This window comes from Pseudonocardia sp. Ae505_Ps2 (genome assembly GCF_001932425.1).
GTDB lineage: Bacteria > Actinomycetota > Actinomycetes > Mycobacteriales > Pseudonocardiaceae > Pseudonocardia.
Genome location: NZ_MCIP01000001.1, coordinates 3,587,088 through 3,613,684, shown reverse-complemented (window position 1 = coordinate 3,613,684; position 26,597 = coordinate 3,587,088). Strand labels below are relative to the sequence as shown.

Annotated in this window: 24 protein-coding genes and 1 pseudogene; 13 read left to right on the top strand and 12 right to left on the bottom strand. The window is 73.4% G+C overall.

Going from position 1 to position 26,597, the window contains the following annotated elements:
• Positions 1-419: 419 nt before the first annotated feature.
• Complete coding sequence (locus Ae505Ps2_RS17345) at positions 420-1,667, bottom strand: MFS transporter (RefSeq protein ID WP_075311459.1); 1,248 nt, start codon at positions 1,665-1,667, stop codon at positions 420-422.
• Between the two features lie 67 nt (positions 1,668-1,734).
• Here Ae505Ps2_RS17345 and Ae505Ps2_RS17340 point away from each other — a divergent pair, with 67 nt between their 5' ends.
• The 3 genes from Ae505Ps2_RS17340 to Ae505Ps2_RS17330 all read left to right on the top strand — a co-directional run bounded on the left by Ae505Ps2_RS17340 (position 1,735) and on the right by Ae505Ps2_RS17330 (position 5,975).
• The gene (locus Ae505Ps2_RS17340) at positions 1,735-2,634 is read left to right on the top strand and encodes a LysR substrate-binding domain-containing protein (protein ID WP_020624740.1); all 900 of its coding nucleotides are present in this window, start codon (positions 1,735-1,737) and stop codon (positions 2,632-2,634) included.
• 90 nt (positions 2,635-2,724) lie between these two features.
• Positions 2,725-3,507 carry a helical backbone metal receptor gene (locus Ae505Ps2_RS17335; protein WP_075311455.1) on the top strand — a complete coding sequence of 261 codons (783 nt, stop codon included), beginning with the start codon at positions 2,725-2,727 and terminating at the stop codon, positions 3,505-3,507.
• A gap of 29 nt (positions 3,508-3,536) precedes the next feature.
• Complete coding sequence (locus tag Ae505Ps2_RS17330) at positions 3,537-5,975, top strand: glycoside hydrolase family 3 C-terminal domain-containing protein (RefSeq protein WP_075553775.1); 2,439 nt, start codon at positions 3,537-3,539, stop codon at positions 5,973-5,975.
• A gap of 9 nt (positions 5,976-5,984) precedes the next feature.
• Here the strand turns inward: Ae505Ps2_RS17330 and Ae505Ps2_RS17325 are convergent, their stop codons facing one another.
• The 3 genes from Ae505Ps2_RS17325 to Ae505Ps2_RS17315 are packed head-to-tail and all read right to left on the bottom strand — an operon-like array spanning position 5,985 to position 10,606.
• The gene (locus tag Ae505Ps2_RS17325) at positions 5,985-7,541 is read right to left on the bottom strand and encodes a GMC oxidoreductase (protein ID WP_075311451.1); all 1,557 of its coding nucleotides are present in this window, start codon (positions 7,539-7,541) and stop codon (positions 5,985-5,987) included.
• Positions 7,538-9,094, bottom strand: coding sequence for an amino acid permease (locus Ae505Ps2_RS17320; protein WP_020625992.1), 1,557 nt, complete (start codon positions 9,092-9,094; stop codon positions 7,538-7,540). Before Ae505Ps2_RS17320 ends, Ae505Ps2_RS17325 begins: the two co-directional genes overlap by 4 nt.
• A 42-nt stretch (positions 9,095-9,136) precedes the next feature.
• Positions 9,137-10,606: an aldehyde dehydrogenase family protein gene (locus Ae505Ps2_RS17315; protein WP_075553774.1), complete on the bottom strand. Its 1,470-nt coding sequence runs from the start codon at positions 10,604-10,606 to the stop codon at positions 9,137-9,139.
• A 126-nt stretch (positions 10,607-10,732) separates the two neighbouring features.
• Here Ae505Ps2_RS17315 and Ae505Ps2_RS17310 point away from each other — a divergent pair, with 126 nt between their 5' ends.
• Positions 10,733-11,494 (top strand): IclR family transcriptional regulator, encoded by a 762-nt coding sequence (locus Ae505Ps2_RS17310; protein WP_020625994.1) that lies wholly within the window; start codon positions 10,733-10,735, stop codon positions 11,492-11,494.
• 9 nt (positions 11,495-11,503) lie between these two features.
• Here Ae505Ps2_RS17310 and Ae505Ps2_RS17305 read toward each other — a convergent pair whose 3' ends face one another.
• On the bottom strand, positions 11,504-11,968 hold the full coding sequence (locus Ae505Ps2_RS17305) for an SRPBCC family protein (RefSeq protein ID WP_075333164.1): 465 nt from the start codon (positions 11,966-11,968) through the stop codon (positions 11,504-11,506).
• Positions 11,969-12,218: 250 nt separating this feature from the next.
• Between Ae505Ps2_RS17305 and Ae505Ps2_RS32065 the strand changes: the two genes are divergently transcribed.
• The 3 genes from Ae505Ps2_RS32065 to Ae505Ps2_RS17290 all read left to right on the top strand — a co-directional run bounded on the left by Ae505Ps2_RS32065 (position 12,219) and on the right by Ae505Ps2_RS17290 (position 14,951).
• Complete coding sequence (locus Ae505Ps2_RS32065; RefSeq protein WP_075311445.1) at positions 12,219-12,530, top strand: hypothetical protein; 312 nt, start codon at positions 12,219-12,221, stop codon at positions 12,528-12,530.
• The gene (locus Ae505Ps2_RS17295) at positions 12,527-14,143 is read left to right on the top strand and encodes an alpha/beta hydrolase (RefSeq protein WP_075553773.1); all 1,617 of its coding nucleotides are present in this window, start codon (positions 12,527-12,529) and stop codon (positions 14,141-14,143) included. The genes Ae505Ps2_RS32065 and Ae505Ps2_RS17295 overlap by 4 nt, the downstream gene beginning before the upstream one ends.
• A gap of 160 nt (positions 14,144-14,303) precedes the next feature.
• Positions 14,304-14,951 carry a TetR/AcrR family transcriptional regulator gene (locus Ae505Ps2_RS17290; RefSeq protein WP_020624258.1) on the top strand — a complete coding sequence of 216 codons (648 nt, stop codon included), beginning with the start codon at positions 14,304-14,306 and terminating at the stop codon, positions 14,949-14,951.
• A gap of 67 nt (positions 14,952-15,018) precedes the next feature.
• Here the strand turns inward: Ae505Ps2_RS17290 and Ae505Ps2_RS17285 are convergent, their stop codons facing one another.
• The 4 genes from Ae505Ps2_RS17285 to Ae505Ps2_RS17270 all read right to left on the bottom strand — a co-directional run bounded on the left by Ae505Ps2_RS17285 (position 15,019) and on the right by Ae505Ps2_RS17270 (position 17,953).
• A complete protein-coding gene (locus Ae505Ps2_RS17285; RefSeq protein WP_020624259.1) occupies positions 15,019-15,222 on the bottom strand; it encodes a cold-shock protein in 204 nt (67 codons plus the stop codon).
• A 144-nt stretch (positions 15,223-15,366) separates the two neighbouring features.
• Complete coding sequence (locus tag Ae505Ps2_RS17280; RefSeq protein ID WP_075553772.1) at positions 15,367-15,774, bottom strand: hypothetical protein; 408 nt, start codon at positions 15,772-15,774, stop codon at positions 15,367-15,369.
• 61 nt (positions 15,775-15,835) lie between these two features.
• Positions 15,836-17,092, bottom strand: coding sequence for an alpha-hydroxy-acid oxidizing protein (locus Ae505Ps2_RS17275; protein WP_075553771.1), 1,257 nt, complete (start codon positions 17,090-17,092; stop codon positions 15,836-15,838).
• Positions 17,093-17,194: 102 nt separating this feature from the next.
• Complete coding sequence (locus Ae505Ps2_RS17270; protein ID WP_075311437.1) at positions 17,195-17,953, bottom strand: SDR family NAD(P)-dependent oxidoreductase; 759 nt, start codon at positions 17,951-17,953, stop codon at positions 17,195-17,197.
• Between the two features lie 102 nt (positions 17,954-18,055).
• On the opposite strand from Ae505Ps2_RS17270, the gene Ae505Ps2_RS17265 reads away from it, so the two are divergent.
• On the top strand, positions 18,056-18,898 hold the full coding sequence (locus Ae505Ps2_RS17265; protein WP_075311435.1) for a helix-turn-helix transcriptional regulator: 843 nt from the start codon (positions 18,056-18,058) through the stop codon (positions 18,896-18,898).
• A 14-nt stretch (positions 18,899-18,912) separates the two neighbouring features.
• On the opposite strand, the gene Ae505Ps2_RS17260 is transcribed toward Ae505Ps2_RS17265, so the two are convergent.
• Complete coding sequence (locus tag Ae505Ps2_RS17260) at positions 18,913-20,175, bottom strand: cytochrome P450 (RefSeq protein WP_337819496.1); 1,263 nt, start codon at positions 20,173-20,175, stop codon at positions 18,913-18,915.
• Positions 20,176-20,195: 20 nt separating this feature from the next.
• On the opposite strand from Ae505Ps2_RS17260, the gene Ae505Ps2_RS17255 reads away from it, so the two are divergent.
• Together Ae505Ps2_RS17255 and Ae505Ps2_RS17250 are read left to right on the top strand one after the other, a co-directional pair.
• Positions 20,196-20,798, top strand: coding sequence for a TetR/AcrR family transcriptional regulator (locus Ae505Ps2_RS17255; RefSeq protein ID WP_075311431.1), 603 nt, complete (start codon positions 20,196-20,198; stop codon positions 20,796-20,798).
• A 34-nt stretch (positions 20,799-20,832) separates the two neighbouring features.
• Positions 20,833-21,258 (top strand): PPOX class F420-dependent oxidoreductase, encoded by a 426-nt coding sequence (locus Ae505Ps2_RS17250; protein ID WP_020622093.1) that lies wholly within the window; start codon positions 20,833-20,835, stop codon positions 21,256-21,258.
• A gap of 153 nt (positions 21,259-21,411) precedes the next feature.
• On the opposite strand, the gene Ae505Ps2_RS17245 is transcribed toward Ae505Ps2_RS17250, so the two are convergent.
• Entirely contained in the window at positions 21,412-21,972 is a 561-nt protein-coding gene (locus tag Ae505Ps2_RS17245; RefSeq protein WP_075313062.1) for a DUF1707 domain-containing protein, read from the bottom strand.
• 200 nt (positions 21,973-22,172) lie between these two features.
• Between Ae505Ps2_RS17245 and Ae505Ps2_RS17240 the strand changes: the two genes are divergently transcribed.
• Both Ae505Ps2_RS17240 and Ae505Ps2_RS17235 read left to right on the top strand, forming a co-directional pair.
• Complete coding sequence (locus Ae505Ps2_RS17240; protein ID WP_075311429.1) at positions 22,173-22,577, top strand: VOC family protein; 405 nt, start codon at positions 22,173-22,175, stop codon at positions 22,575-22,577.
• Positions 22,578-22,811: 234 nt separating this feature from the next.
• Positions 22,812-23,588: an inositol monophosphatase family protein gene (locus tag Ae505Ps2_RS17235; protein WP_075334196.1), complete on the top strand. Its 777-nt coding sequence runs from the start codon at positions 22,812-22,814 to the stop codon at positions 23,586-23,588.
• 1,077 nt (positions 23,589-24,665) lie between these two features.
• On the opposite strand, the gene Ae505Ps2_RS17225 is transcribed toward Ae505Ps2_RS17235, so the two are convergent.
• Positions 24,666-25,490: a transposase family protein gene (locus tag Ae505Ps2_RS17225; RefSeq protein WP_075553319.1), complete on the bottom strand. Its 825-nt coding sequence runs from the start codon at positions 25,488-25,490 to the stop codon at positions 24,666-24,668.
• Between the two features lie 129 nt (positions 25,491-25,619).
• Between Ae505Ps2_RS17225 and Ae505Ps2_RS17220 the strand changes: the two are divergent.
• A pseudogene (locus tag Ae505Ps2_RS17220) lies at positions 25,620-26,597 on the top strand (tyramine oxidase); the annotation flags it as partial.

Below are 26,597 nucleotides of genomic sequence, written 5' to 3'. Positions count from 1 at the left end.
GCTTACCACAAGCTAATCACCTCGGGCGGGGCGGCCAGCTCGCGATCACCTGGCCTGGCCGGCGTCAGCGGCGGGAGCGGTTGCGGCGACGGCCGCGGTTCCAGCCGCCGAGGATGCCGATCGCCTCGACGAACGACTCGGCGGCCTTGGAGAGCTTGCGTCCGGCCTTCCGCATCGGGTTCCTCCGAAAGTTCCGTGGTGCTGGGGGCGAGACCCCACCGTGACAGACCGCGACGGGCCGCGAGCACGGGGGCACTGCTCCGCAGGGGTGGCGGACCGGACGGCACCACTCCCACGCTCCGGGTTCCCACCACCCGCTCGGACGACCACGACTCGGCGTGTCGGGTGGCGACGGCACCGATGGAGCAGCGCCGCGGCCGCTGCGACGCCTCACTGGTCCAGGTGGGCAGAAGCGCGTGTCACACCGCGGGTGCCGGGGTCCGGCGCAGCACGAGCGCCAGCGCCAGCGCGCCCAGCAGCAGCACGCTGACGTAGCCGGTCACCCCGGCCCAGCCTGCGTGGTCGTAGGCGACCCCACCGAGGGCGCCGCCGATGCTGGACCCGGCGTAGTAGCCGACCAGGTACAGCGACGAGGCCTGGGCCGGCACCGCCCCCGGCAGCATCGCCGAGCGGCGCCCCACCCACGAGCTGGCGACCGAGTGCGCCCCGAAGAAGCCGACGGTGACCATCAGCAGCCCCGCGAGGGTGGTGGGCAGCAGATCGGGCAGGGTCACCCAGATCCCGGCGAGGGCGAGCAGCGTCGCCACCCACAGCACGGGGCGGCGCCCGAACCGGTCCCCCAGGCGCCCGGCAGCGGTGGAGGCCCAGCTGCCGGCGAGGTAGCCGAGGAACACCAGCCCGACGAGGGTGCCGGGCAGCGAGAACGGCGGGGCCAGCAGCCGGAAGCCGAGATAGTTGTAGACGGTCACGAACGCGCCCATCAGCAGGAACGCCATCCCGAACAGGCACAGCAGACCCCGGTCGGTGAGGTGGCGACGCAGCGGCCCGCCGAGATCGCGCAGCCGGGTGCGGGCCGGGGTGGGCGCCGTCGCGGGCGGCAGGAGCAGCCGGAAGACGACGGTCGCGAGCACCGAGACCACACCGACCGCGGCGAGGCCCGCCCGCCAGCCGCCGAGCTCGGCGACCCACGACGCGACGAGCCGCCCGGACAGCCCGCCGAGGGTGTTGCCGGCGATGAGCAGCCCGACCGCACCGCCGAGGTGCCGCGGGGCCACCTCGTGGGTGACGTGGGCCATCGACAGCGCGGGCAGTGCCGCGAGGGCGATCCCCTGCAGCCCGCGCACCACGACGAGGGTCTCGAACGTGGGCGCCAGCGGGGCGAGCAGCGCGAGCACCGCCGACGCCGCGAGTGCCCAGGTCATGACCCGCGCCCGCCCCCAGGACTCGGTGAGCGCGGACAGCGGCAGCACGGCGAGGGCGAGCGTGCCGGTGGTCGCCGACAGCACGAAGCTGGCCGTGGACGAGGAGACGCCGAACTCCGCCGAGAGCGTCGGCAGCAGCCCCTGCACGCTGTAGACCAGCACGAACGTCGCCAGACCGGACAGCCACAGGGCGACGCCGAGCCGCCGGTAGCCGGGCGTGCCGCGCTCGTGCGGCGGGGCGGTCCGGGTGGCGGTCGGGGCTGGCAGGTGCGCGGTCGTTGTCATCGCATACGACCGTAGGCACTGTCGATGCATGCGTCCAATGCATGCATCGACGCCCTATCATTCACCCATGCATGAGTCGTTGGCGCCGGCGCTGCACCGGTTCGTCGCGGTCGCGCGCGACGGTCACCTCACCCGCGCCGCGGAGCGGATCGGGGTCCCGCAGCCCACGCTGTCCCGGGCGATCGCCCGGCTGGAGGACGAGCTGGGCGTCGCGCTGTTCCGGCGGGCCGGGCGCGGGCTGGCCCTGACCGTGGCCGGGCGCACCCTGCTGCCGCGGGCCGAGGCCGCGCTGGCCGAGCTCGCCGCGGGCGTGGCCGAGGTCGCGGGCGACGCCGACCCGGTGACCGGCCGGGTCGCACTCGGCTTCCTCGGGACGATGGGCACCACCGCGGTGCCGGGCATCCTGCGGGAGTTCCGGGAGCACCACCCGCGGGTGCGGATCGAGCTGGTGCAGGTGCCGCACGCCGCGCTGCTGGAACGGGTCCGCGACGGCCGGGTCGACCTGGCGCTGACCTCCCCGATGCCCGACGAGCCGGGGCTCGTCGCGACCCCGCTGGCCGAGGAGGAGCTGCTGCTGGCGGTGCCGTCCGGGCATCGGCTGGCGGGCGCGGACTCCGCGGATCTCACCGAGGTCGCCGACGACCCGTTCCTGCTGTTCGCCCGCGGCTACGGGCTCCAGGGCGTGGTGGAGTCGTGGTGCGCGCAGGCCGGGTTCCGCCCGCGGCGGGCGTTCGAGGGCGGGGAGACGGCGACACTACGCGGCCTGGTCGGGGCCGGGTTGGGCGTCGCGCTGCTCCCGGCCGGACCGGACGTGCCGGGCGTGGTGCAGGTGCCGGTGCGCAGCCCGCACACGGTCCGGACGCTGGGGATGGTGCACGCGGCCGACCCGCGGCCGACCGCACCGGTGCGGGACCTGCGGGCCTTCGTCGTCCGGCACGGGCCGCGCTGGCTGGTGCCGACCGGCTGAGCCGGCGCCGCCGGCCCGACCGGGACGCCCGGGACGCGGGCCGACCGCCGTCCCCGGCCGGTCGGCGCCCGTCGGGTTACGGTCGGCACCATGACTGCGGGAGTGGAGGCACCGGTCGACGACGAGGGCCGCGAGGTCGGTGTCCCCGGCACCGTACGGCGGGTCGTGTCGATCGTGCCGTCGCTGACCGAGGCGCTGGAGGCGACCGCGCCCGGCATCGTGGTCGGCGCGACGGACTGGTGCACCCACCCCGCCGACCTCCGTGCGGAACGGGTCCGCGGGACGAAGAACCCCGACGTCGAGCGGATCGTCGCGCTGGCGCCGGACCTCGTCGTCGCCAACCAGGAGGAGAACCGGCTCCCCGACCTGGACGCGCTGCGCGCCGCGGGTCTCCCGGTGTACGTGACCGACATCCGCGACGTCGACGGCGGGCTCGACTCGCTGGGGCGGATGCTGGCCGCGTGCGGGCTGGACGAGCCGGGCTGGCTGCGCGAGGCCCGTGCGCTGTGGGCGGCGGTCGAGCCCGCCCGCGACCGTCGCCGGGCCGTGGTCCCGATCTGGCGCAGGCCATGGATGGCGGTCGGCTCGGACACCTTCACCGGTGCCGTGCTGGACCGGCTCGGCGTCGACAACGTCCTGGCCGACTCCCCGGAGCGCTATCCGCGCTTCGACCCCGCCGACCTGCCCGAGCACGATCTCGTCGTGCTGCCCGACGAGCCGTACCTGTTCACCGCCGAGGACGGCCCCGAGGCGTTCGACGCGCCGTCGGTGCTGGTCAGCGGGCGGCTGCTGACCTGGTACGGCCCGAGTCTGCTGGAGGCGGCACGGGAGCTGCCCGGCGCGCTGGCGGGCGCAGGCCGACCGGCCCGCTGACCCGGCCCGGCGTCGGTACGGTCGATCCCATGGCGACCGTCGACGAGGATCTGCTGACCACGCTCATCGCGCGACTCGACCTGGACGCGAAGGGCCGGCTGCTGACCGGGGCCGACTTCTGGTCCACCCCGGCCGAGCCCGCGATCGGGCTGCGCCGGATGGTGCTGTCCGACGGTCCGTCGGGCGTGCGTGGGGAGAGTTTCGACGAGCGGTCCCCGTCGCTGTCGCTGCCGTCGTCGACGGCGCTGGGGGCGACCTGGGACCCGGAGCTCGCCCGCCGCTACGGCTCGACCCTGGGCGCCGAGGCCCGCCGGCAGCACGCCGACGTCGTCCTCGGGCCGACGATCAACCTGCACCGCACCCCGTTCGGTGGCCGCCACTTCGAGGCGCTGTCGGAGGACCCGCTGCTGACCGGCGAGCTCGCCGCCGCGTACGTGGAGGGGCTGCAGGCGCACGGGGTCGCCGCGACGCCGAAGCACTACGTCGCCAACGATGCCGAGTCCGAGCGCTTCACCGTGGACAACGTCGTCGGCGAGCGGGCGCTGCACGAGCTGTACCTGGCCGCGTTCGAACCGGCCGTCACCCGGGGCGGGGCCTGGGCGGTCATGTCGGCCTACAACGCGGTCAACGGGGCGACGATGAGCGAGAACCCGCTGCTCACCGAGCCGCTCACCGGCGAGTGGGGCTTCGACGGGCTCGTGATGTCGGACTGGGGCGCGGTGCGCACCACCGTCGCGTCGGCGCGCGCCGAGCAGCACCTGGTGATGCCCGGCCCGGTGAGCACCTGGGGCGAGCGGCTGGTGGCGGCGGTGCGCGGCGGCGAGGTCGACGAGTCCGTCGTGGACGGCAAGCTGCGCCGGCTGTTGCGCCTGGCCGCCCGGGTCGGTGCGCTCGACGGGGGACCGACCCCGCCCCCCGCCCCGGCCCCCGGGGACGGCGCCACCGTGGCCCGCGAGCTCGCCGCCGCGGGCAGTGTCCTGGTCCGCAACACCGGCGAGCTGCCGTGGGACGCCTCGGCGCTCGGGACGGTCGCGGTCCTCGGGCACAACGCCGCGCTGGCCCGCACCCAGGGCGGCGGGAGCGCCACGGTCCGGCCCGCCGCGGTCGTCGCGCCGCTCGACGGGCTGCGCACGGCACTCGGCGGGGACCGCGTGCGGTACCGGCTGGGCGCGCAGGTCGCCGAGGGGGTGCAGCCGTTCGACCCGGAGACGGTCACCGACCCGGTGACCGGGGAGCCCGGCCTGCGCGCGGTGTTCCGCGCCGCGGACGGCACCGCGCTGCGCAGCGAGCACCGGCTCGGGGCCTCGCTGATCTGGATGGGCGGAGAGATCCCCGGCGGCGCCGAGACCGTCGAGGTGTCGACGCGGTGGTCACCCGAGCCCGGAGCGCACCGGATCGGGGCCGCCGCCGTCGGGCACGTGACGGTGAGCGCCGACGGAGCGACCGTGCTCGACACCGAGGCCGTCCTGACCGGCGACGAGGGGCCGGGCGCGGCGATCTTCGAGGCGCCGTCGGCGACCGCGGAGATCACCACCGACGCGCCCGTCGACCTGGTGTTCCGGTTCCGCCCCTCCGGCGGTGAGGCCGGGATGGCGCTGTTCGCGCTGACCGTCGGGACCGAGACCGTCGTCGCCGACCCTCGGGCCGAGGTGGCGGCAGCGGCCTCGCTGGCGGCGGACTGCGACGTCGCGGTCGTGGTCGTCGGGACGAACGACCGGATCGAGAGCGAGGGCTTCGACCGCACCTCGCTCGCGCTGCCCGGCCACCAGGACGACCTGGTCCGGGCGGTCGCCGCGGCCAACCCGCGCACCGTGGTGGTGGTCAACTCCGGGGCACCGGTGCTGCTGCCCTGGCGCGACGAGGTGGCCGCGGTGCTGCTCGGCTGGTTCGGCGGCGAGCGGTTCGGCGACGCCGTCGCCGACGTGCTGCTCGGGCACGCCGAGCCGGGCGGGCGGCTGCCGACCACGTGGCCCGCCACCGGCGAGGAGCGCTCGGTGCTGTCCGGGCGCCCGACCGACGGCGTCCTGCGCTACGACGAGGGCGTCCACCTCGGGCACCGCAACTGGCTGCGCCACGGCGAGACGCCGGCGTACCCGTTCGGGCACGGACTGGGCTACACCACCTGGACCCTCGACGACGCCGTCGCCGGGCCCTGGTCGGCCGACGGCGTCGCGGTGACGGTCACCCTGACCAACACCGGCGACCGGGCGGGCCGCCAGGTCGTGCAGGCCTACCTGTCCCGGACCGGCTCCGACGTCGAACGCCCCGCCCGCTGGCTGGCCGGCTGGGCCGTCGTCGACGCCGCCCCCGGCACGACGACGGCCACCGTGACGGTGTCGCGGCGCGCGTTCCGCCACCGCGCGGGCGGGGTGTGGGCGACCGAGCCGGGCACCTACGAGCTGCACCTGGGGTTCTCGGTCGCCGACACCCCGCTGCACGCGACGGTGGAGGTCGTCGGCGAGGGCTGAGCCGGCGGGTCAGCCGTGCGCCGCCCGGAGCAGGTCCGAGCACTTCTCGCCGATCATCATCGTGGTGATGTTCGGGTTGACCACCGGCAGGAACGGCATCGCCGACGCGTCGGCGACCCGCAGACCCTGCACCCCGCGGACCCGCAGCTGCGGGTCCAGGACGGCGTCCGGGTCGCCGTCGGCGCCCATCCGCGCGGTGCACGCCGGGTGGTACACCGTGTTGTGGGTCTTGTTGATGTAGTCGGCGAGCTCGTCGTCGGTGACGGCGTCCGGGCCCGGCGCCAGCTCGGCGGCGATCCACTCCTTCAGCTGCGGCTGCTCGGCGATGCGTCGGGCCAGCCGGATGCCCTCGGTCATCACCCGCATGTCGTGGCCCTCGGGGTCGGTGAAGTAGCGCGGGTCGACCCGGGCCCGGTCGCGGAAGTCGCGGGTCCGCAGCCGCACGGTGCCCCGGGACCGGCCGCGGGTGACGTTCGGGGTGAGGCAGAACCCGTTGTCGGTGGTCGGGTAGCCCCAACGCAGCGTGTTCATGTCGAACGGGACCGAGCCGTAGTGCATCATCAGGTCCGGCCGGTCCAGGGCCGGGTCGGTGCGGTGGAACAGCCCGATCTCCCACCACTGGGTGGACTCGGTGACCATCGGCTTCGCGGCGTCCCAGAAGACCAGGCCCTCCACGTGGTCGTCGAGGTTCGACCCGACGCCGGGCAGGTCCGAGCGGACCTCGATGCCGAACTCGCGCAGGTGCTCGCCCGGGCCGATGCCGGAGAGCATCAGCAGCTTCGGGGTGTCGATCGCCCCCGCGGAGAGGATCACCTCGCGGTCGGCGTGCACCGTCTCGCGGCCGGGGCCGATGCCGCGCTGGTACTCCACGCCGGTGGCGCGGGTGCCGTCGAACAGCACCTGCGACGCCCAGCAGTCGGTGCGCACCTCCAGGTTCGGACGCGAGTCCAGGATCGGGTGCAGGTAGGACACCGACGCCGAGGCGCGGGTGCCGTCGGGGAAGGAGTTGATCTGGAAGTACCCGGCGCCGTCGGTCACGGTGTGGCCCTCGTTGAACCGCACCGTCGGCATGCCGACCTGCGCTGCGGCGGCCAGCACGGCGTCGCCGCAGGGGTCCTTCGCGGGGATCTGCATGAGGTTGACCGGGCCGGAGCGGCCGTGGCCGTCCCAGTCGCCGTCGTTGGTCTCCAGGCGCCGGATCAGCGGCCAGCACTCCTCGGCGGACCAGCCGGTCAGGCCGGACGCGGCCCACTCGTCGAGGTCCTCCCGCGGGGTCCAGAAGGCGATGCAGGAGTTGTGCGAGCCGCAGCCGCCGAGCACCTTCGCGCGGGCGTGGCGCATGTGGGAGTTGCCGCGCTCCTGCGGCTCGACCGGGTAGTCCCAGTCGTAGCCGGAGTCGAGCAGCGCCATCCAGTCGGTGAGCCGCAGGATGTTCGGGTCACCGACGTCGGACGGTCCGGCCTCCAGCAGCAGCACCCGCACCGCGGGGTCCTCGGAGAGCCGCGCGGCGAGCGCGCAGCCCGCCGAGCCGCCACCCACCACGACGTAGTCGAACCGGTCGGTCATGCCGTCTCCCCCATGCCCTGCTCGATCTCCTTCGCCCGGTGCTCGGGCAGGCAGCCCAGCCCGTGACGGCCGCGCAGCCGGAACCAGGCCAGCCCGGCGAGCGCGACGACGCCGATGAACAGGAACGCGACGAACCGCAGCCACCCGGTGCCGTAGACCTCCTCGCGGGGCCACGCCAGGTTGATCGCCATCGCCGCGCCCCACAGCACCGCCAGCACGTTGACCGGCAGGCCGAGGCGCCCCAGGGAGAAGTACCCCTTCTGGCCCTCGTCCGGCCACCGCCCGCGCAGCCGCCGCACCAGCATCGGCACCGTGACCAGCAGGTACGCGATGTAGATCATGATGATCGCCACACTGGTGACCGCGGTGAAGACCTCGGGCACGCCGACGTTCGCGACCAGGATGAGGATCGCGACCACGCCGACGACGATCGCCGGCACCACCGGCGTCTTGTGCTTCGGGTCGATCCGGGCCAGCACCGACCCCGCGGGCAGCGCGTTGTCCCGGGCCATCGCGAACATCAGCCGGATCGCCGCGGTGTGCACCGCGAGCAGGCAGACGATCACCGCGATGCTGATGGTGATCAGGAAGATCCGGCCGATCGTGCCGCCGGCGACCTCCAGCAGCACGAGCTGCCCGCCGCCGTCCTTGGTGCCCAGGCGCGGGTCGGCCAGGTCGGGTGCGGCCAGGATGATGCCGAGCAGGATCAGCCCGCCGAGCACGAACGAGGCGATCACCGCGCGCAGGATCGCCGCCGGGGCGGTGCGCCGCGGGTCGACCGTCTCCTCACCGAGCGAGCTGGCGGTGTCGAAGCCGTACATGACGTAGGCCGAGGCGAGCGCCGCGACGAGGAACGTGCCGAAGTACCCGCCGCCGCCCGCGGCCGGGGCCGGGGTCTCGAACAGCACCGAGACGGGGTTGCGGATGCTCAGCAGCAGCGCCACGACGATGACGACGGCGGCGATCAGCTCGATGAACACCCCGGTGGAGTTGATCCGCGCCATCAGCTTCACCCCGACGGCGTTGATCACCGTGGTGAGCACGATCAGGATCGCGCCGAGCAGCACGCCGTTGACGGCGGCGTCGCCCGCGTCGGAGGCGTCGCCGACGAGCTGGAAGCCCGACCAGATCTGCGGGAACGTGAGCTGCGCGGCCAGCGCGACCGCCGCCAGGGACACCACCGAGGCGGTGAACATCATCCAGCCGGCGAGCCAGGACACGGTCGGCCCGGCCAGCTGCTTGGACCAGTTGTAGACCGACCCGGCGACCGGGTAGCGCCCGGCCAGCTCGGCGAACGACAGCGCCACCATGAACTGGCCGGCGAACACCATCGGCCAGGACCACCAGTAGGCCGCACCACCGGTGCCGAAGCCGAAGTAGAACAGCTGGAACGTGCCGGTCAGGATCGAGATGTAGCTGATCCCGGCCGCGAAGCTGGCGAACTTGCCGATGCTGCGGTCGAGGGTCTGGCTGTAGCCGAACTCGGCGAGCCCTCCCCCGTCGCCGTCCGCGTCCGGTGCGGGATCCCGCCGGGCGGGTTCGGGAACGGTCATCCTGGACCTCCTGGGCCGTTTCGTCGCGCCATCATGGCGGTATCAGCGGCCCGAGAACCATCCCTGGGGCTGCGGAGCCGTGTTGGTCCAGACGTGCTTGATCTCCTGGTACTCGGCCAGCCCGGTCGGCCCCAGCTCGCGGCCGTTGCCCGAGCGGCCCATGCCGCCCCACTCCGCGCCCGGGAAGTACGGGTGGAAGTCGTTGATCCAGACGGTCCCGTGGCGCAGGGCGGACTCCACCCGGTGGGCCCGGCCCATGTCGGCGGTGAACACCGCGCCGGCCAGGCCGTACTCGGTGTCGTTGCCGAGCCGGACGGCCTCCTCCTCGGTGCTGAACCGCTCCACGGTCAGCAGCGGGCCGAACGTCTCCTCGCGGATCAGCCGCGATCCCGGCGCCAGGTCGGTGATGACGGTCGGCAGGTAGAAGTAGCCCTTCGCCAGTTCCGGGTCGTCCGGACGGGCACCGCCGCACCGGATGGTGGCACCCTCGGCGCGTGCCGCGGCGACGAAGTCCTCGATCTTGGCCAGGTGCGCGGCGGAGACCAGCGGCCCGACCTCGACACCGTCGGTGAGGCCGTTGCCGAGCCGGATCAGCTGCGCGCGGCGCACCACCTCGTCGACGACGGCGTCGGCGATCGAGTCCTCGATGATCAGCCGGGCGCCCGCGGAGCAGACCTGTCCGGAGTGCAGGAACACCGCGAGCATCACGTAGTCGACGGCGAGCTCGAAGTCGGTGTCGGCGAACACGATGTTCGGGTTCTTCCCGCCCAGCTCGACGGCGGTGCGCTTCACGGTCTCGGCCGACGCCCGGATGATCTTCTGGCCGGTGGACAGCCCGCCGGTGAAGCTGACCATGTCGACGTCGGCGTGCTCGGTGAGCGGGGCGCCCACCGAGGGGCCGTCGCCGAGCACGATGTTGACCACCCCGGCCGGGATCCCGACCTCCTCGCACAGCTCGACCAGCACGATCGAGGTGAGCGGGGTGACCTCGCTGGGCTTGATCACCATCGTGTTGCCGGCCGCGATCGCCGGGGCGACCTTCCAGGACAGCTGCAGCAGCGGGTAGTTCCACGGCGTGATCAGCGCGCACACGCCGACCGGCTCGTGCACGATCCGCGACACGACGGCCGGGTTGCCGGTGTCGACGATCCGGCCGGCGTCCTTGTCGGCGAGCCCGGCGTAGTAGCGGAAGACGGCGGTGACGTCGTCGACGTCCTGGCGGCCCTCGGCGATCGTCTTGCCGGTGTCGAGGGTCTCCAACCGGGCGATCTTCTCCCGGTCCCGGACCAGCAGGTCGGCGATCCGACCGAGGAGCGCCCCGCGCTCGCCGGTCGTGGTCCGCCGCCACGGCCCGTCGTCGAAGGCCCGGCGGGCGGCGGCGACCGCACGGTCGACGTCGTCGGGCCCGGCCTGGTCGACCTCGGTGACCGTCGAGGCGTCGTAGGGGTTGACCACCGGGGCGGTCCCGGCGGATCCGGTGGTCCAACTTCCGTCGATGTAGAGGCTCGGCACGGCGCGAGCTTTCACCGGAAACGGGTCGGTGTGCAAACCCGGGCCCGTCGTCCTCGCGCGGGAGATGGTCACGCTTTCCGGTCGCCCCGCGTGGCGACGTGCCGAATGCCGGGTTAGGGTTGCGCCATGGGCAACACGGTGCGCGGACGGGAGCCCGGGGTGCAGTCGGTCGACCGGGCCATCACCCTGCTCACCCTGCTGGCCGACCGGAGCGAGGCGGGGGTCAGCGAGCTCGCCGCCTCGCTCGACGTCCACAAGTCCACCGCCTTCCGGCTGCTCGGCGCGCTGGAGGAGCGCGGGCTGGTCGAGCAGATCGCCGACCGCGGCAAGTACCGCCTCGGGTTCGGGCTGATCCCGCTCGCCGGGCGCGTCGCCGAGCGCCTGGAGGTCACCACCCAGGGCCACCCGGTCTGCGAGACGCTCGCGGAGCGACTCGGCGAGACCGTCAACATCGCCATCCCCGACCGCGGGTGGGCGGTGAACGTCGACCAGGCCCGGGGCCCGTCGATGGTCACCACGTTCAACTGGCTCGGCCGGATCACCCCGATGCACAACACCTCCAGCGGCAAGGTGCTGCTCGCCTCGGTCGTGCTCGACGACCCGACGACGATGCCGGACACGGTGCCGGACGAGGGCCGCGAGACGCTCGTCGAGGAGCTGCGCCGGGTCCGCCGACACGGGTACGCGTGGTCGCTGGAGGAGCTGGAGACCGGGCTCAACGCCGTGGCGGCACCGGTGCTGGACCACGGCGGCGCGGTGGTGGCCGCCCTGTCGGTGTCCGGGCCCGCCTACCGGCTCCCGGCCGAGCGGATCGAGCGGATCACCCCGGAGGTCGTCGCCGCGGGGCGGGAGATCAGCCGTCGGATGGGTTTCTGGCGCGACCGCTGAGCCGCGGGCCTACGGCGGTGGGGCCGGCGCGGACCCCTGCAGGCGTTCCAGCACCGGGGGCAGAATGCGTTCCAGCTCGTCACCGTGCCGCTCGAACTCGCGCCGCAGGAACGGCGCCGCCAGCTTCAGCAGCCCCTTGAGCCGCACCCGGGCGTGGAAGCTGACGACGCTGCCCCCACCCTCGGCGGGCTCGACGACGATCTCCTCCGTCGCGCTGACCGCCGGGTTCTCCGCGACGAACACGACCCGGCCCGCCGTCAGCTCCTGCAACGTGTGGTCGAGCTCGCTCTCCCGCCCGCCCCACACCGCCACCGTGCGCCAGGCGGCGCCGACCACGATCGGTCCGCCACCGTCGGAACGGGTGCTGGAACGCACGGTCGGGTCCCAGATCTCGCTGTTCCCGTGGTCGGACAGGTACCGGAGCACCGTCTCGGCAGGGGTGCGCACCGTCATCACCCGCTGGACGCCGACCACGACGCTCCTCTCCCCGGCCGGGGCCGACCGGGCCCCGGCCCGCTGCTCCGACCGGCGCAGATGGTCTCACGGCGACCGGTCATGATCGAGAGCACCCACACCGGATTCCACCGAACGCCCGTGCCGGGACCGCGCGGCACGCACACTCCTGTCCGACGCGGGCGGGCCGGGCGGGCCCGCCACCGACGACGGAGGTGCCGCGGTGCACGACCGAGACCGACCGGGGACCCGGTGGACGAGCGGGCGGCCCGTGCCCGGCCCGCACCCGTCGTCGGGCGGGGTGGCACGTTCCGACCCGGACGGCCTCGACGCCGCCGCCGCGGCGCTCGACCACATCGCCGACGATCTCGCCGACGACACGGCGCTCGTGGGCCCCGCCGCGCCGGTGCCGGGTTTCGCAGCCGGGACGGCGGCCACGGCCTGGGAGGACGCGATGGCGCGGGCCACCCGGGAGCACGCGGAGCACACCGCGTCGACGGCGTCGGCCCTGCGCGCGGCCGCCACGTCCTGGCGCGCCGCCGACGACGACGCCGCGGCGGCGTTCGCCGGGCGCGCCTCGTGAGCACCGGGCCCGCCCTGCGCGATCTCGTGACGGCCGACCCCGGTGCGTGGCTGCGTCGTGCCGGTACCTGGGACGGGTTGTCCCGGGCCCTGTCCGAGCGCGCGGCCGAGCTGGAACGCTCCGCACCGCGGTCGTGGACGGGGGCCGACGCCGACGCGGCCGCGCGCGACCGCGCCGAGCAGGTCCGCCGGCTGCGGGACGACGCGGGCACTGCGACCCGGGCCGCGCAGGTGCTGGGCACCCACGCCGGCGAGGTCCTCGACGCCCAGCGCCGGCTCGTGCTCGCCGCGCTGGCGGTGCACCCGCAGTTCGTCGTCGACCTCGAACGCGGCACGCTGTCCGCCGGCGTCGGCGCGCACTGGCTGGGGGTGTGGCAGCTGCCCGCGATGGTCGCGCGCTTCGGGGCGGACCTGGCCCGCCTGTCCACCGCGGTGGCCGACGCCGTCGGTGCCGCGACCCGGTCCGACCACGCCACGGCCGCCGCGCTCGATGCGCTCCGCCCGGCCCCCGCGGCGGCCCCCCGCCCGGTCGCGCCGGCCGCGGCGCCACCCCCCGGTGCGGGCGCCGGCGCCGTGCGGTCCTGGTGGATGGGGCTGCCCGAAGTGCGACGGGAACAGCTGCTGCACACCCGGCCCGACCTCGTCGGCGGGCTGGACGGCGTACCGGTCGCCGACCGGGACCGGGCGAACCGGGTCCTGCTCGACGCCGAGCTGTCCCGGCTCCTGTCCCGGGCGGCGCTGCTCGACCGGGCCGGGGACACCGCGGGCGCGGACCGCGCCCGGCGCGCGTCGGCCGGTCTGGAGGCGACCCGCCGACGCCTGGACGCCGGTGACGCGTACCTGCTCCGACTGGAGCGCGGGAGCACCGGCGGGCGGCTCGTGCTCGCCGGCGGCGACCCGGAACACGCCGCGCACGTGCTCACCCACGTCCCGGGGACGACCGCGGGCTGGGACGGGGTGCCCGGCGACCTGGCCCGGGTCGAGGCGACACGTGCCGCCGCACGGGCGGCCGCGCCGGACGCCACCGTCGCCGCGGTGCTGTGGACCGGCTACGACGCGCCACCCGACCTGGTCGCGGCGGCGGACCCGGGGGCCGCCCGCGCCGCCGCGGGAGACCTGCGCTCCTTCCAGGACGGTCTGCGGGCCGGGCACGCGGGCCCGGTGCACCTGACCGTCGTCGGGCACTCCTACGGCTCGACGGTGGTCGGGAACGCCGCCCGGGGCGGCGGCCTGGCCGCCGACGACGTGGTGTTCGTCGGCAGCCCGGGGACCGGCGCGGGACACGCCTCCGAGCTCCGCACCGCACCTGGGCACGTCTGGGCGACGACCGCGCGGCACGACCCGATCGACCGGGTGCCCGGGGTCGAGGGCTTCGCGACCTCGCGCGGGTTCGCCCCCACCGGGCTCCTGCACGGCCCGAACCCGGCGGCACCGGGGTTCGGTGCCCGGGTGTTCGACTCGGCCCCCGGTTCGGCGCTCCCGAGCACCGACGACCCGGCGACCCCGAACGACGAGTCCGCGTTCGCCGCCGCGCACGGCGGCTACTGGGATCCCGGCTCGCCGAGCCTGCGCACGCTCGGCCGGATCGTCGCCGGAGCGCCTGTTCCTTTGTGACGCTCCGTCACCTTCGACCTGCGTTGCGAGACGACCGCACGTCCGGCCGGCCGAACGACCAGCCGCTCAATGAACCAGTGATGGGGCAGGTCACACGTAGTCGTCAGACCGACCGCGACTAGCCTGTCCCGGACGCGGCCACGGGCAGTAGCATTCGGGCGTGACCGAGACCGAGAGCAGACCGGCACGGCGCACCGGCCGCCCGCCACTGACCGACCGCGCGACACTGCTGGCCGCTGCGCGCGAGCTCGGCTTCTCCGACCTGACGGTCGGCGCGGTGACCGCGCGGGTCGGGGTGAAGTACTCCACGTTCTACCGCCACTTCCCCAGCCTGGAGGCGCTCGTCGCCGCGCTGGTGGACGACGTGGTGACCGACGGCGTGTTCCCCGCGACCGACGAGGGCCGTTGGCAGGAGCAGATGCTGGCGTTCGCGGCGGCGACGTTCGACGTGATGGCCGAGCACCCGGGCCTCGCGCCCGCGATGGTGCGGCTGCCGGAGTCCCCCGAGGCGTTGCTGTCGGCGTTCCGGCGGCTGACCGACCGGCTGCTGGAGTCGGGCTTCACCGCGGAGGACGCGGTGCTGGGCGCCTCGACCGCCTTCCAGATGGGCATGCAGCCGTGGCTGGCGGCCAATCCCCTCGGCATCGGGGACGCGCGCCGTCGCGACCAGGTGCTGGAGTCGGCCGAGCCGTTCGACGCCCAGGTCCGCTCGGTCTTCCGGGACCGGATCGACGACCCGCCGCGCAGCTGGACCCTGAGCCGCGTCGAGCTCGTCATCGCCGGGCTGGAGACCCGCCTGGCGTCCTGACCCCCGACACGACGACGCCCGGGGTGCTTCGCGTGAGCACCCCGGGCGTCGGCGTCGGATCAGGCGGTCAGGTGGGAACGACCTGGTCCGCCTGCGGACCCTTCTGACCCTGGGTGACCTCGAAGGTCACGGTCTGCCCCTCGTCGAGGCTGCGGTATCCGGAGGACTGGATCGCGCTGAAGTGGACGAACAGGTCCTGCCCGCCTCCGTCCGGCGTGATGAACCCGTACCCCTTCTCCGCGTTGAACCACTTGACGGTTCCCTGTGGCATCCGGATGTCTCCTCGCGTCTTGCCGGTTCCTACGGGGTGGACATTAGCCGTACCGGACCCCGCTGTGCTACAGGCGACGTGCTATCGGGTACCGGCGCGTCGTGTCGGACGTCCCGTTCGCCCGGTTCTCCGGGCCGGCACCGGCTACCGGCGCGGGATCAGCCCGCCCGCGTAGAGCGCCCAGGCCACCAGCAGCGGCTGCCCGGCCAGCCGCGCGGCCCGCTTGGCGGCGGTGTCGAGGCCGAACCCGTCGACGCGGTTGCGGTACTGGGAGAGGTTGCCCGGGAAGATGGCGGTGAAGAACGCCGCGGCCAGGCCGCCGACCCGGCGACGCTCCTTCGGGAGGCCGGCCAGCGCGGCGCCGAGCGCGATCTCGGCGGCCCCGGAGAGCAGCACGACGTCGTCGGTGTCCATCGGGACCCACGGCGGGACCTGGGCACGGAACTCGCGGCGGGCGAAGGTGAGGTGCGAGGTCCCGGCGAACACCAGCATCGCGCCGAGCGCGAGGCGGGCGAGGTCCTGCCGGGTACGGGTCGCCGTCGTACGCGTCATGGTCCGACCGTGCCACGGCGCGGGCGGCCGGGCGCGCCGGACCGCACCGCCGGGTGACCCGTCAGGGACGCCCGCGCAGCTCGATCCCGGCCGGGGTGGTGGCCCCCGCCAGCCCGCAGACCAGGTCGAGCTCGGCGACGACGTTCTGCAGCACCTGCGCGACGCCGCGGGCGCCGTCCAGTGCGAGCCCGTGCACGAACGGGCGCCCCAGCAGCACGGCGCGGGCGCCGAGCCGGACCGCGGTCGCGACGTCGGCCCCGGTCCGCACCCCGGAGTCGAGCAGCACCGGCAGCGCATCGCCGACCGCGTCGACGACACCGGGCAGCGCGTCCAGCGAGGCGACCGCGTGGTCGATCTGGCGGCCGCCGTGGTTGGACACGACGACCCCGTCCACACTGGCGTCGGCGGCGCGGCGGGCGTCGTCGGGGTGCAGGACCCCCTTGAGCAGGATCGGTAGCCGGGTCCGCGAGCGCAGGGTCGCCAGGTCCTCCCAGGACAGCCGCGGTCGCGAGTAGACCCGCAGGAAGGTCTCCACGGCCGCCCGCGGGACGGGCGAGCGCAGGTTGTCCCGGAACCGTCCGGGGGCGTTGCGGGTGATCTCGAGCAGGGTCCGCACGGCCTGCGGGGTGACCTTCGGCGGCGCCCCGGCCGACGGCGCGGCGAGGGTCTCCTCCACCAGGCGGCGGAACACCGGGTCGGAGGTGTACTGGGCGATCCCGATGCCCCGGGCGAAGGGCAGGTGCCCCAGGTCGAGGTCACGGGGGCGCCAGCCCAGCATCGTGGTGTCGAGGGTGACGACGACGGCGTCGCAGCCGGCGGACTCGGCGCGGCGCAGGAAGCTGTCGACGAGCTCGTCGGAGGTGGACCAGTACAGCTGGAACCAGGTGGGGCCGCCGACCGCGGCGATCTCCTCCATCGGCGCCCCGGCCTGGTTGGAGATCACCATCGGGATCCCGGCGGCCGCGGCTCCGCGGGCGACGGCGAGGTCGGCGCCGCGCCGGACCAGGTCCAGTGCCCCGATCGGGGCGAGCAGCAGCGGCGCGTGCAGCGTGCGGCCGAACAGCTCGACGGTCAGGTCGCGCTCGCCGACGTCGCGCAGCACCCGCGGCACGATCTCCCGACGGGCGAACGCCGCCCGGTTCGCGCGCATCGTGGTCTCGGCGCCCGCGCCGCCGGTGACGTAGGCGTCGGCGCGCCGGCTCATGGCCCGCCGCGCGCGGCGCTCCAGCTCGTCGGGGCCGGTCGGGACCCGGGGCCGGGCGCCTGAGACGCCGTCGCGGTAGATGCGGTCCTGCCGAGCCCGGCCCGGTGCCGTCATGGCGCCCTCCCCCGTCGTCGCGCGGGTGAGCCTACGGGCCGCGCCGACCGCCCGGACGGACGCCGGACCGGGCCGCGTCCGGGGGCGGGTGCGGTGCGACGGTCAGTGCGGGTCGGCCGCGTTCAGCCGGGCGACGACGTCGGCGTACTCGCCGCGGGCCTCGGCACGACGCAACGGCAGCACCCGCTCGACGAGGACCTCCCCGCCCGGGGTCGGGGCCTCGAGCAGCGTGAGGACCTCGGCGACGAAGTCGTCGAGCGGCATCGCGATCGGGCTGTCCTGCTGGCCGGGCAGCAGTTCGGTCGCCACCGAGGGCGGCACGATCTCGAGGAGCTCGACGGTCGTGTCGGCGAGCTGCAGGCGCAGCGACTCGGTGAGCATGTGCACCGCGGCCTTGGTGGCGTTGTAGCTGGGCGTCGCGGCGAGCGGCACGAACGCCAGCCCCGACGACACGGTGACCACCGATGCGACCGGCCGTCCCCGCAGGTGCTCCACGAGCGCGCCGATCAGCCGGATCGGGCCGAGCAGGTTGGTGGTGACGACCTGCTCGGCCGAGGCCAGGAACCCCTCGGGGGTGTGCCAGTCCTCGACCCGCATGATCCCGGCCATCGCGACGAGCACGTCGAGGTCGGGGTGCCGGTCGAGGACCTCGGCGACGGCCTTCGTGATGCTCGCCGGGTCGGCGGTGTCGATCTCGACGGCGTCGAGGCCGGGGTGGGCGGCGACGAGCTCGTCGAGCAGGTCGCGGCGCCGGCCGCCGAGGACCACGGTGTTGCCGCGCCCGTGCAGCGCCAGGGCCAGTGCGAGTCCGATGCCGCTCGTCGAGCCGGGGATGAAGACGGTGCGTCCGGTGATCTGCATGTCCCCACCGTCGCCGCGCGGCGGACGGGGGCGGCAGAGACCGGTCATCGGGGGATCACCGGTCCCTGGTTGCCCGGCGGGTGCCCGCGGATACTCGGTGACGTGGACCGTGCAGCCCTGGCCGACTTCCTGCGCCGGCACCGTGCCCGCCTCCGTCCCGGTGACGTCGGGCTCCCCGACGGTGCCCGCCGGCGCACGGCGGGGCTGCGCCGTGAGGAGGTCGCCACGCTCGCGGTCATGTCGACCGACTACTACACGCGGCTGGAGCAGCAGCGTGGGCCGCAGCCCAGCGACCAGATGCTGGCGTCGCTGGCCCGGGCGCTGCGGCTGGGCACCGAGGAACGCGACTACCTGTTCCGGTGCGCGGGCCGGAACGCGCCGGCGTCGGGCCCGGTGTCCGAGCACGTGGCCCCCGCGCTGCTGCGGGTGCTGGACCGGCTGCACGACAGCCCGGCACTGATCCTGACCGTGCTCGGCGAGACGCTCGTGCAGAACGAGATGGCCCGGGCGCTGTTCGGCGACCACACCCACCACGCCGGGCTCGCCCGCAGCGAGGTCTTCCGCTGGTTCACCGACCCGGACGCCCGGCGCATGTACCCGCCCGACGACCGCCCCCGCCAGAGCCGCGCGCAGGTCGCGACGCTGCGGGCGGCACTGGCGATGCTCGGGCCCCGGTCGCGGGCCGGCGAGCTGGTGGGGGTGCTGTCGGAGCGCAGCCCCGAGTTCGCCGCCCTGTGGGAGCTGCACGAGGTCGGACGCCGGTTCGCCGACCACAAGACGCTGCTGCACCCGGAGCTCGGCGAGCTGGAGGTGGACTGCCAGGCGCTGTTCACCGAGGACCGGTCCCAGGCGCTGCTGGTACTCACCGCGGCGCCGCGCAGCGAGACCGAACGGCGCCTGGAGCTGCTCCGGGTGATCGGCAGCGAGCAGTTCAGCGCGGGCTGATCACCCGGCGCCGGTCACGGGTGCAGGCGCACCGGGAGCGCCGTGAGCGAGTGGATCAGCGTGCTCTGCCGGTGCTGCCCGGGGGCGCCGGCGAGCGTCATGTCCGGGAACCGCGCGAGCAGCGTCCGGAACGCGACGTCGGCCTCCAGGCGGGCCAGCGGTGCGCCGAGGCAGTGGTGGATGCCGTAGCCGAACGCGAGGTGCCCGGAGGTGTCGCGGTCGGGATCGAACCGCTGCGGGTCCGGGTAGCGCTCGGGGTCGCGGTTGGCCCCGATCAGCGAGACGAGCACGACCTCGCCGGCCGGGATCCTCACCCCGGAGTACTCGACGGGCTCGTCGGTGAAGCGGATCGTGGCGAGGTTGACCGGGCCGTCGTACCGGAGGAACTCCTCGACCGCCTGCGGCACCCGGTCGGGGTCGGCACGCAGCCGGACGTGCTGGTCGGGGTCGCGCAGCAGTGCCAGCACGCCGTTGCCGATGAGGTTGACCGTGGTCTCGTGCCCGGCGACCAGCAGCAGGAACGCCATCGCGGTGACCTCGGTGGGGCTGAGCGAGTCGCCGTCCTCCGAGGCGCGGACGATCTCGGACAGCATGTCGTCGCCGGGGTGGGCGGACTTCTCGGCGACGAGCGCGGACAGGAACTGCGCCATCGACGCGGCGGCCGCGCCACGCTCCTCGTCGGGCCCGCTGGAGAGCAGTAGGTTCGACCAGTGCCGGAAGTCGTCGCGGCGGTCCCCCGGGACACCGAGGATCTCCGAGATGACGGTCATGGGCAGTGGGAAGGCGAAGTGGTCCAGCAGGTCGAGCTCGGGGCCCGCCTGCTCCGCGGCGTCGGCGAGCTCGGTGGCGATCTGCTCGATCCGCGGCCGCAGCCGGGCGATCGCCCGGACGGTGAACGCCCGTCCGACGAGCTTGCGCAGCCGGGTGTGGTCCGGCGGGTCGGCGTTGAGCATGTGCGCGACGAGGGAGTCGGCGAACTGGCGGATCGAGGTCGCGCCCTGGCGCTGCAGCACCTCCGGCAGCCGGCGGGAGTCCTTCTGCAGCCGCGGGTCGTTGAGCGCGGCACGGGCGTCGGCGTAGCGGGTGATCATCCAGAAGGTCAGCCCGTTCGGCCCGGTCGCGCGGACGACCGGGCTCTCGTCGCGCAACCGGCGGTAGAGCTCGTCGGGATCGTCGAAGAAGTCCTGGTCCAGCCGTACCGGCCGGGTGTCGTGGTCGATCGTCATCGTCCGCTCCTCGCACTGGGTGTCCTCGACACTCGCCAGGATTGCACTCATCGTGCAAAAATGCACGCGTGATGAAACGGACGGAGCGGCCGTCGGCCCGCGAGCGGAACCGGCGGTCCATCCTGGACGCCGCGCAGGCCGTGCTGCGCGAGAACCCGGACGCCTCGCTCGACGAGGTCGCGGCCCGCGCCGGGGTCGTGCGGCGCACCCTCTACGGCCACTTCACCAGCCGTCACGACCTCGTGGTCGCACTCGTCCGGGCGGCGTCGGCGGACTTCGTCGAGAAGGTCGGCGAGGTCGACCCCGACGCGGCCGACCCGGCCGTCGAGCTCGCGGCCACCCTCCTGCGTACCTGGAGCACGTCGCGGCGCTACGGCCCGGTCATCGCGCTGGCCCGCCGGACCGCCGACGACGAGGTCCGCGCCGCGATGGGCCCGTTCCACACGATCATGGTCCGGCTGCTGGAGAACGGGCAGCGATCCGGTGTGTTCTCCCGGCACGCCGCGGCCCCGGTGCTGGCCGAGGTACTGCAAGCCGGCTCCCTGGCCTACATGCGCGCCGCACAGGAGGGGCGGTGGGACGGCGACGAGACCGACGTCGCCCTCGGGCACCTGCTGACCCTCGGGATGCCGGAGGCCGACGCGCGGGCCGCGGTCGCGCGAGCCACGTCTTGACCTGAAGCACCATTCAGGTCCTAGCGTCGCCGTCATGTTCACCGACGAGGAGATCGCCTACCTGCGCAGCCAGTGGATCGGGCGGCTCGCCACCGCCCGGCCGGACGGGACGCTGCAGGCCAGCCCGGTGGGGTTCGGTGTGAACACGACGCTGGGCACCATCGACATCGGCGGCCACGGGATGGAGCGCAGCCGCAAGTTCCGCAACGTCGCCGCGAACGGGCAGGTCGCCTTCGTCGTCGACGACGTTCTGTCGACCGCCCCGTGGCGGGTGCGGTTCGTCGAGATCCGGGGACGGGGCGAGGCGCTGACCGAGCCGGCGGACTCCGCGGGGCAGTCGACGGGGTCGAGCGCGATCATCCGGATCCACCCGACGCGGATCCTCACCCTCGCGCTGTCACCCGAGGAGCAGCAGGTGGATCCGCACGAGGCGGGGATCCGGGCGCGCGACGTGGGGTGAGGGCCGCTGCGGCATCGTGTCGATCCCACTGCGGCGAGACGCGGGCGGTGTGATCGGGGACCGTGCCGTACACCGCCTCCCCACATGGGCACACCGATCAGGTGCGGGGTCAGGAGACCCGACCCCGACCGGCCAGGACCGGTGCGCGCGGCGTCATCGTGCGGTCACATTCCCCACCTGGGTACCGCCGACGAGGATGACGTGCGGAGTACCACGCGACGCCGACTCGCCCACCCTGTCGCGGACGGTTCCGACCGCCGCGCGCACGCCCGTGATGTCCACGGACGCCCCCGGCGGTAGCCGAACGTCGATGTTCCCGATGACGATGTCCACGTCGACGACGACGTCACCGGTGACGAAGCGCGCGCGACGCATGTCGAGGTGAGCGTTGCCGAACCAGGAGCGCACGACCACGCGCGGCGGGACCAGCCATTCGCCGGCACGCCGGAGGTCGCCCGCGGTATTCGTCAGTTCGAGCAGATCACGTGTCGGCACGGCGTCCTGGGCCCCCGGGAGATCCAGGACGACGCTGTTCAGGTCCGCTCGGGTGACCGCAGTGGACACAGCGGCCAGCCGGTCGGCCAGTTCTGCCCCGTCGAGCCGACCTTCGAGATGGTGCCGGTTGAGCAAGGCCGACACGTGGTCCCGCTCTGCGTACGAGACGCGGAGGTCCCGAGCTGGGACGGCGGCGTCGGAACTCTCGTACGAGGTCATGCACTCGACCATAGGCACCGTCGTCGGTGAACGACTCGGGGTCTTCCCGGAGCACGGTTCAGGGACCACCCGAGGACGGTCTCGACATCAACATCGACACCGACACCGCCGTGGCGTTGCCTCCCGCTCCGGCATCGGGAGTCGGCTGCCGCTTCCCCGGCCGGAGCGCACCAGGAGGTGCAACTGCCACCCTGGCGAGCATGGTATTCCTTCAACTCACCACGATCATCGTGGACGACTACGACGAGGCGATCCACTTCTTCACCCACGCGCTGGGATTCGAGTTGGTCGAGGACTCCCCCGCTCAGAGCAACGACGGTCGACCCAAGCGGTGGGTCGTCGTCCGCCCGCCGGACGCGGAGACAGGGATCCTTCTCGCCCGGGCAGACGGAGATCGCCAGGTCTCCGCGATCGGCGACCAGCATGCCGGCCGGGTCGGCTTCTTCCTCCAGGTCGAGGACTTCGAGAGCCGATACGCACACATGCGTGACGCCGGGGTCGAGTTCCTCACTGATCCGCGCACCGAGACCTACGGGCGCTTCGTGGTGTTCCGCGACATCGCCGGCAATCGCTGGGACCTGATCGAGCCCGTGAGCCCGGCCTGACCTGGCGCGTCATCCGCCGGACCAGCGGTGGCGACGGGCTCGCCCGCCGGGCCGGCGGGGCACGCCTGATCAGATCGTCGTGGGCACGGGTGGGCATCTGGATCGGCCCCGTGCGAGGAGGAGGGAGCGACGTCCGGTCGGTGGGCTCGACCGACGCGTCTGCCGGGGCAGGATTCGGGATCATCACCGACCGGCGCATGCCGACGACATGGCGGAGCAATGGGGGTTACGTCGATGCAGGGAACAGATGTCGAGCTGGCTATCGACGCCGTACGAGCTGGCATGGACGTGATCCGGAGGACGCCGGGTGGGCAGCTCCGACGCATTCAGAAGAGTGCGGTCGACTTCGCGACCGCTGCGGACCTCGATGCGGAACGCGCGATTCGATCGATACTTCGAGCCTGTCGACCAGGTGATGCGTTCACCGGAGAGGAGCTCGGCGAGTCCGGTGGAGCACGCTCGCGCATGTGGTTGGTGGACCCGCTCTGCGGCACCCGCAACTTCGCCTCCGGCGCCGGGGACTACGGCCTCAACGTCGCGCTCTGCATCGACGGCACCCCCACTGTGTCGGCGGTAGGCGACCCGCGGCGCGAACTCATCCACTGGACCGACGGGGTAACCGCAGGGACGCGGAGCGAGGCCGGCGACCAGATCCTGTGTCCGAGCGCTCAGAACCGAATCATCGAACTGAATGCAGATGAGCCGTGGGATGTCGTGACTTCGTCGCTCCTGGGTGACCGCGGGCTACGAGAGTGGATGACCCCGAGAGTCAGCGCCACATCCTTGGCTTTGGCGTGGGTGGCTGCCGGGCACAGAGCCGCATATGTCAACGACGGCGACCTTCGCGGAAGCGTGCATTTCGCTGCCGGCATCGCTCTCTGCACGGGAGCCGGATGCATCGTCACCGACCTGAGAGGAGACGCTGTCGACTCCGGACACGGACTCGTCATCGCAGCAGACCACGACGTGCACAGTGAGTTGCTGCAGCGCATCAGCGACCTGAGTCCCTGATTCAGGAGCCGCGCCATCATGGCCGTTCTGATACCGGCCTCGTAGGCGCACGCGCGGTGACCCGCATGACGGGATGGTCGTGGGTGACCGCTGGCGACGGTCGCAAGCCGAGCGATACCGCACGCTCCTTGCACGGCCGTCACCCGTGGACGATTCCTCTTTTGCTCTCTGGCTGGTGCGTGTCCGGGAGAGGTTTGGTCCAGGTGATGCAGTAGCGCCACATGGGCAGCAGGCGCCAACGACATCCGGGAAGGGCGGATCGGGCTGCGCGACGAACCTCGGAGTAGGTGTGCGGCGGTGGCCAGACCACGGGGGCTGTGTGCTCCCAGAAGCCGTACCGGCGACGCAGCACGGCGTGCTGCACGGCTCCGATGCCGTGGAGCACGACCTCGATCGGCCGGGAGGTCCTCGCCAGCCCGACCACGACGACTCGACCGCCCGGCGACGTGAGATCAGCGCATCGCCGTAGTGCTTGGACTGGATCGGGCAGGTGATGCAGTGTGGCCATCGAAGCCACGACATCGAACGAGTCGGCTGGGAACACGTGGCTCAGAATGTCGCCGTGGACCCACTCGACCATCGGGGCCTCGCTCCGTGCCGAGCGGAGAACTGTCGGGTCCAGGTCGATCGCGACGACCTGGGGAACCCTGTGCACCAGGTCCGCTGCGAGGAGGCCGTTGCCGGTGCCGACGTCGAGAGCTGTCTGGGCGCCACGTGGCACCGCATCCAGGACCAGCCGGTGGTAGTGAATGTTGTGGTTCCACCGCCTCGCCGAGCTGCCTGACACAGCACCATCATGCCAAGCGACTCAAGCAATCCACGACAATCGACAGATCGACGGGCTGAACCACGCCGGATCTCGCCTCGTCTTCCGCTGCATGGGCGGGCTGCGCGATCCGTCCAACACTCAGGACGCAGGACTTCTCCTTCGGTCGCAAGATGGCCGCGACCGGAGCGACGGACGTCCTGGAGGTCTCAGAAGGACGTCGCCCCCGGAGCCCATCGGTGAGGGCTTCCCAGGGGAGCGTGAGTCACCGCCCGGATCGAGTTACTGAGGTGTTCTCAGTAGCGGGTTGATCATGTCGTGCGGTCGTACTCGGTGTGGAGTAGTACGAGCGCAGCTGCGGTGATCGCGCCGGTGCGCCAGGGACATAGCGTGACTCGCCGCAACGCGGCGAAGGTGGTCTTGAGCAGGGCGTTTCCGCGTTCGGCCAGAGCACGAAGGGCTGAGTGCAGGGTGTTGACGGTGCGCTGGTTGACCGTCTGCCCGCGGCCGGGGGCGAGTTTGATGGGCACGGTGAGCCGGTCGGCTTCGCCTTCGTAGCCGAGGTCGCCCAGCGCGGCGTGGGTGTCGTCGGTGAACGCGGCCAGGCCCTCGAGCAGCCCGGGGTGGGTACGGGCGCAGCGGGTGTCGTGCTCGCGGCCCGGCCGCACGTCGCTGGTCCATAGCGGCCATCCATCAGGTGCGGTGAGGACCTGGATGTTCCCGCCGTGGCGGCGGTGCTTGCCCGACCACCACAGGTCGACCCCGGGGGTGAGGCCGAGCGCGCGGCACCGGTCGGTGGCGATCAGGGTGCCGTCGAGATTCACGTGGGTGTGCCCGGCTGTGCGGGCGGCGAGCAGGGCTCCGTGCAGGCCGGGTGCGGCCGCGGCGAGGACGTCGATGCCTTCGTGCAGGTAACGGTAGGCCGTTGCAGTGCTGATCGCGTTGTCACCGGCCGAACATCGGACCCGGGTAGCATCACAGAACCAGCGGATCACCAGCACTGCCTGGGCGAACGGGGTCAACGCCCGCCGCCGGGTGCCACGTCGACGGCGTTGAAGGACCAGGAGCCGCGCCAGATAGGCCACGGTGCGCTCCCCGATCGGGAGGACAGCGGTGTAGGTGACAGGATCAGACATGCAGGACCTCGGTGACGGTGTCGATCTGTGCTGGACCGAACCGATCTACCGGGGTCCTGCCCCGTTCCCGCTCATCTCACCACCCTCGGCGTGTCGCCACGACCTGCCACCCCGCTACTGAGAACACCTCAGTACATGTTCGCCCGCTACGCCGACTCCCTGCAGCTGGGCTGCGACTGCCTCGGCGACATCCACTACCTCGACGCGGTGGTCGCCGACGACCTCGGCAACCCGCGCACGATCACCAACGCCATCTGCCTGCACGAGGAGGACCACGGCGTCCTCTGGAAGCACACCGACATCTTCACCGGCGCCCGCGAGGTGCGCCGCCAGCGCCGCCTGGTGATCTCCTTCTTCACCCCGATCGGCAACTACGACTACGGCTTCTACTGGTACCTCTACCTCGACGGCACCATCGAGCTGGAGTGCAAGGCGACCGGCATCGTGTTCACCTCGGGCACGCCGGGCGAGTACGCCACCGAGGTCGCCCCGGGCCTGGGTGCGCCGTTCCACCAGCACCTGTTCTCGGCGCGGCTGGACATGACCGTCGACGGCACGGCGAACGCCGTCGAGGAGGTCGAGGCGGTCCGTGTGCCGATGGGCGAGGGCAACCCCCACGGCAACGCGTTCGCCCGGTCGGCGACCCGGCTGACCCGCGAGTCCCACGCCCAGCGGGACGCCGACCCGGGGTCGGGGCGGGTCTGGCACGTCGTCAACACCGAGAAGACCAACACGCTGGGACGCCCGGTCGGCTACGTCCTGCACCCGCACGGGCAGCCCACGCTGCTGGCGGACCCGGCGTCGTCGATCCACGCGCGGGCGACGTTCGCCTCGAAGGCGCTGTGGGTGACCCGCTACCACCCGGCGCAGCGCTACCCGGCCGGTGACTTCGTCAACCAGAACCCGGGTGGGGACGGGCTGCCGTCCTGGGTGGCAGCGGACCGCGACCTCGACGGCCAGGACGTCGTGCTGTGGCACACCTTCGGGCTGACCCACTTCCCGCGCCCGGAGGACTGGCCGGTCATGCCGGTCGACCACACCGGCTTCGTGCTCAAGCCGGCCGGGTTCTTCGACCGCAACCCCACCCTCGACGTCCCGCCGGCGCCG

Coding starts and splice junctions, on each gene's coding strand:
- Ae505Ps2_RS17345 (WP_075311459.1), bottom strand. CDS start 1,667: ATGACAACGACCGCGCACCTGCCAGCCCCGACCGCCACCCGGACCGCC.
- Ae505Ps2_RS17340 (WP_020624740.1), top strand. CDS start 1,735: ATGCATGAGTCGTTGGCGCCGGCGCTGCACCGGTTCGTCGCGGTCGCG.
- Ae505Ps2_RS17335 (WP_075311455.1), top strand. CDS start 2,725: ATGACTGCGGGAGTGGAGGCACCGGTCGACGACGAGGGCCGCGAGGTC.
- Ae505Ps2_RS17330 (WP_075553775.1), top strand. CDS start 3,537: ATGGCGACCGTCGACGAGGATCTGCTGACCACGCTCATCGCGCGACTC.
- Ae505Ps2_RS17325 (WP_075311451.1), bottom strand. CDS start 7,541: ATGACCGACCGGTTCGACTACGTCGTGGTGGGTGGCGGCTCGGCGGGC.
- Ae505Ps2_RS17320 (WP_020625992.1), bottom strand. CDS start 9,094: ATGACCGTTCCCGAACCCGCCCGGCGGGATCCCGCACCGGACGCGGAC.
- Ae505Ps2_RS17310 (WP_020625994.1), top strand. CDS start 10,733: ATGGGCAACACGGTGCGCGGACGGGAGCCCGGGGTGCAGTCGGTCGAC.
- Ae505Ps2_RS17285 (WP_020624259.1), bottom strand. CDS start 15,222: ATGCCACAGGGAACCGTCAAGTGGTTCAACGCGGAGAAGGGGTACGGG.
- Ae505Ps2_RS17280 (WP_075553772.1), bottom strand. CDS start 15,774: ATGACGCGTACGACGGCGACCCGTACCCGGCAGGACCTCGCCCGCCTC.
- Ae505Ps2_RS17275 (WP_075553771.1), bottom strand. CDS start 17,092: ATGACGGCACCGGGCCGGGCTCGGCAGGACCGCATCTACCGCGACGGC.
- Ae505Ps2_RS17270 (WP_075311437.1), bottom strand. CDS start 17,953: ATGCAGATCACCGGACGCACCGTCTTCATCCCCGGCTCGACGAGCGGC.
- Ae505Ps2_RS17260 (WP_337819496.1), bottom strand. CDS start 20,175: ATGAGTGCAATCCTGGCGAGTGTCGAGGACACCCAGTGCGAGGAGCGG.
- Ae505Ps2_RS17255 (WP_075311431.1), top strand. CDS start 20,196: ATGAAACGGACGGAGCGGCCGTCGGCCCGCGAGCGGAACCGGCGGTCC.
- Ae505Ps2_RS17250 (WP_020622093.1), top strand. CDS start 20,833: ATGTTCACCGACGAGGAGATCGCCTACCTGCGCAGCCAGTGGATCGGG.
- Ae505Ps2_RS17245 (WP_075313062.1), bottom strand. CDS start 21,972: ATGACCTCGTACGAGAGTTCCGACGCCGCCGTCCCAGCTCGGGACCTC.
- Ae505Ps2_RS17240 (WP_075311429.1), top strand. CDS start 22,173: ATGGTATTCCTTCAACTCACCACGATCATCGTGGACGACTACGACGAG.
- Ae505Ps2_RS17235 (WP_075334196.1), top strand. CDS start 22,812: ATGCAGGGAACAGATGTCGAGCTGGCTATCGACGCCGTACGAGCTGGC.
- Ae505Ps2_RS17225 (WP_075553319.1), bottom strand. CDS start 25,490: ATGTCTGATCCTGTCACCTACACCGCTGTCCTCCCGATCGGGGAGCGC.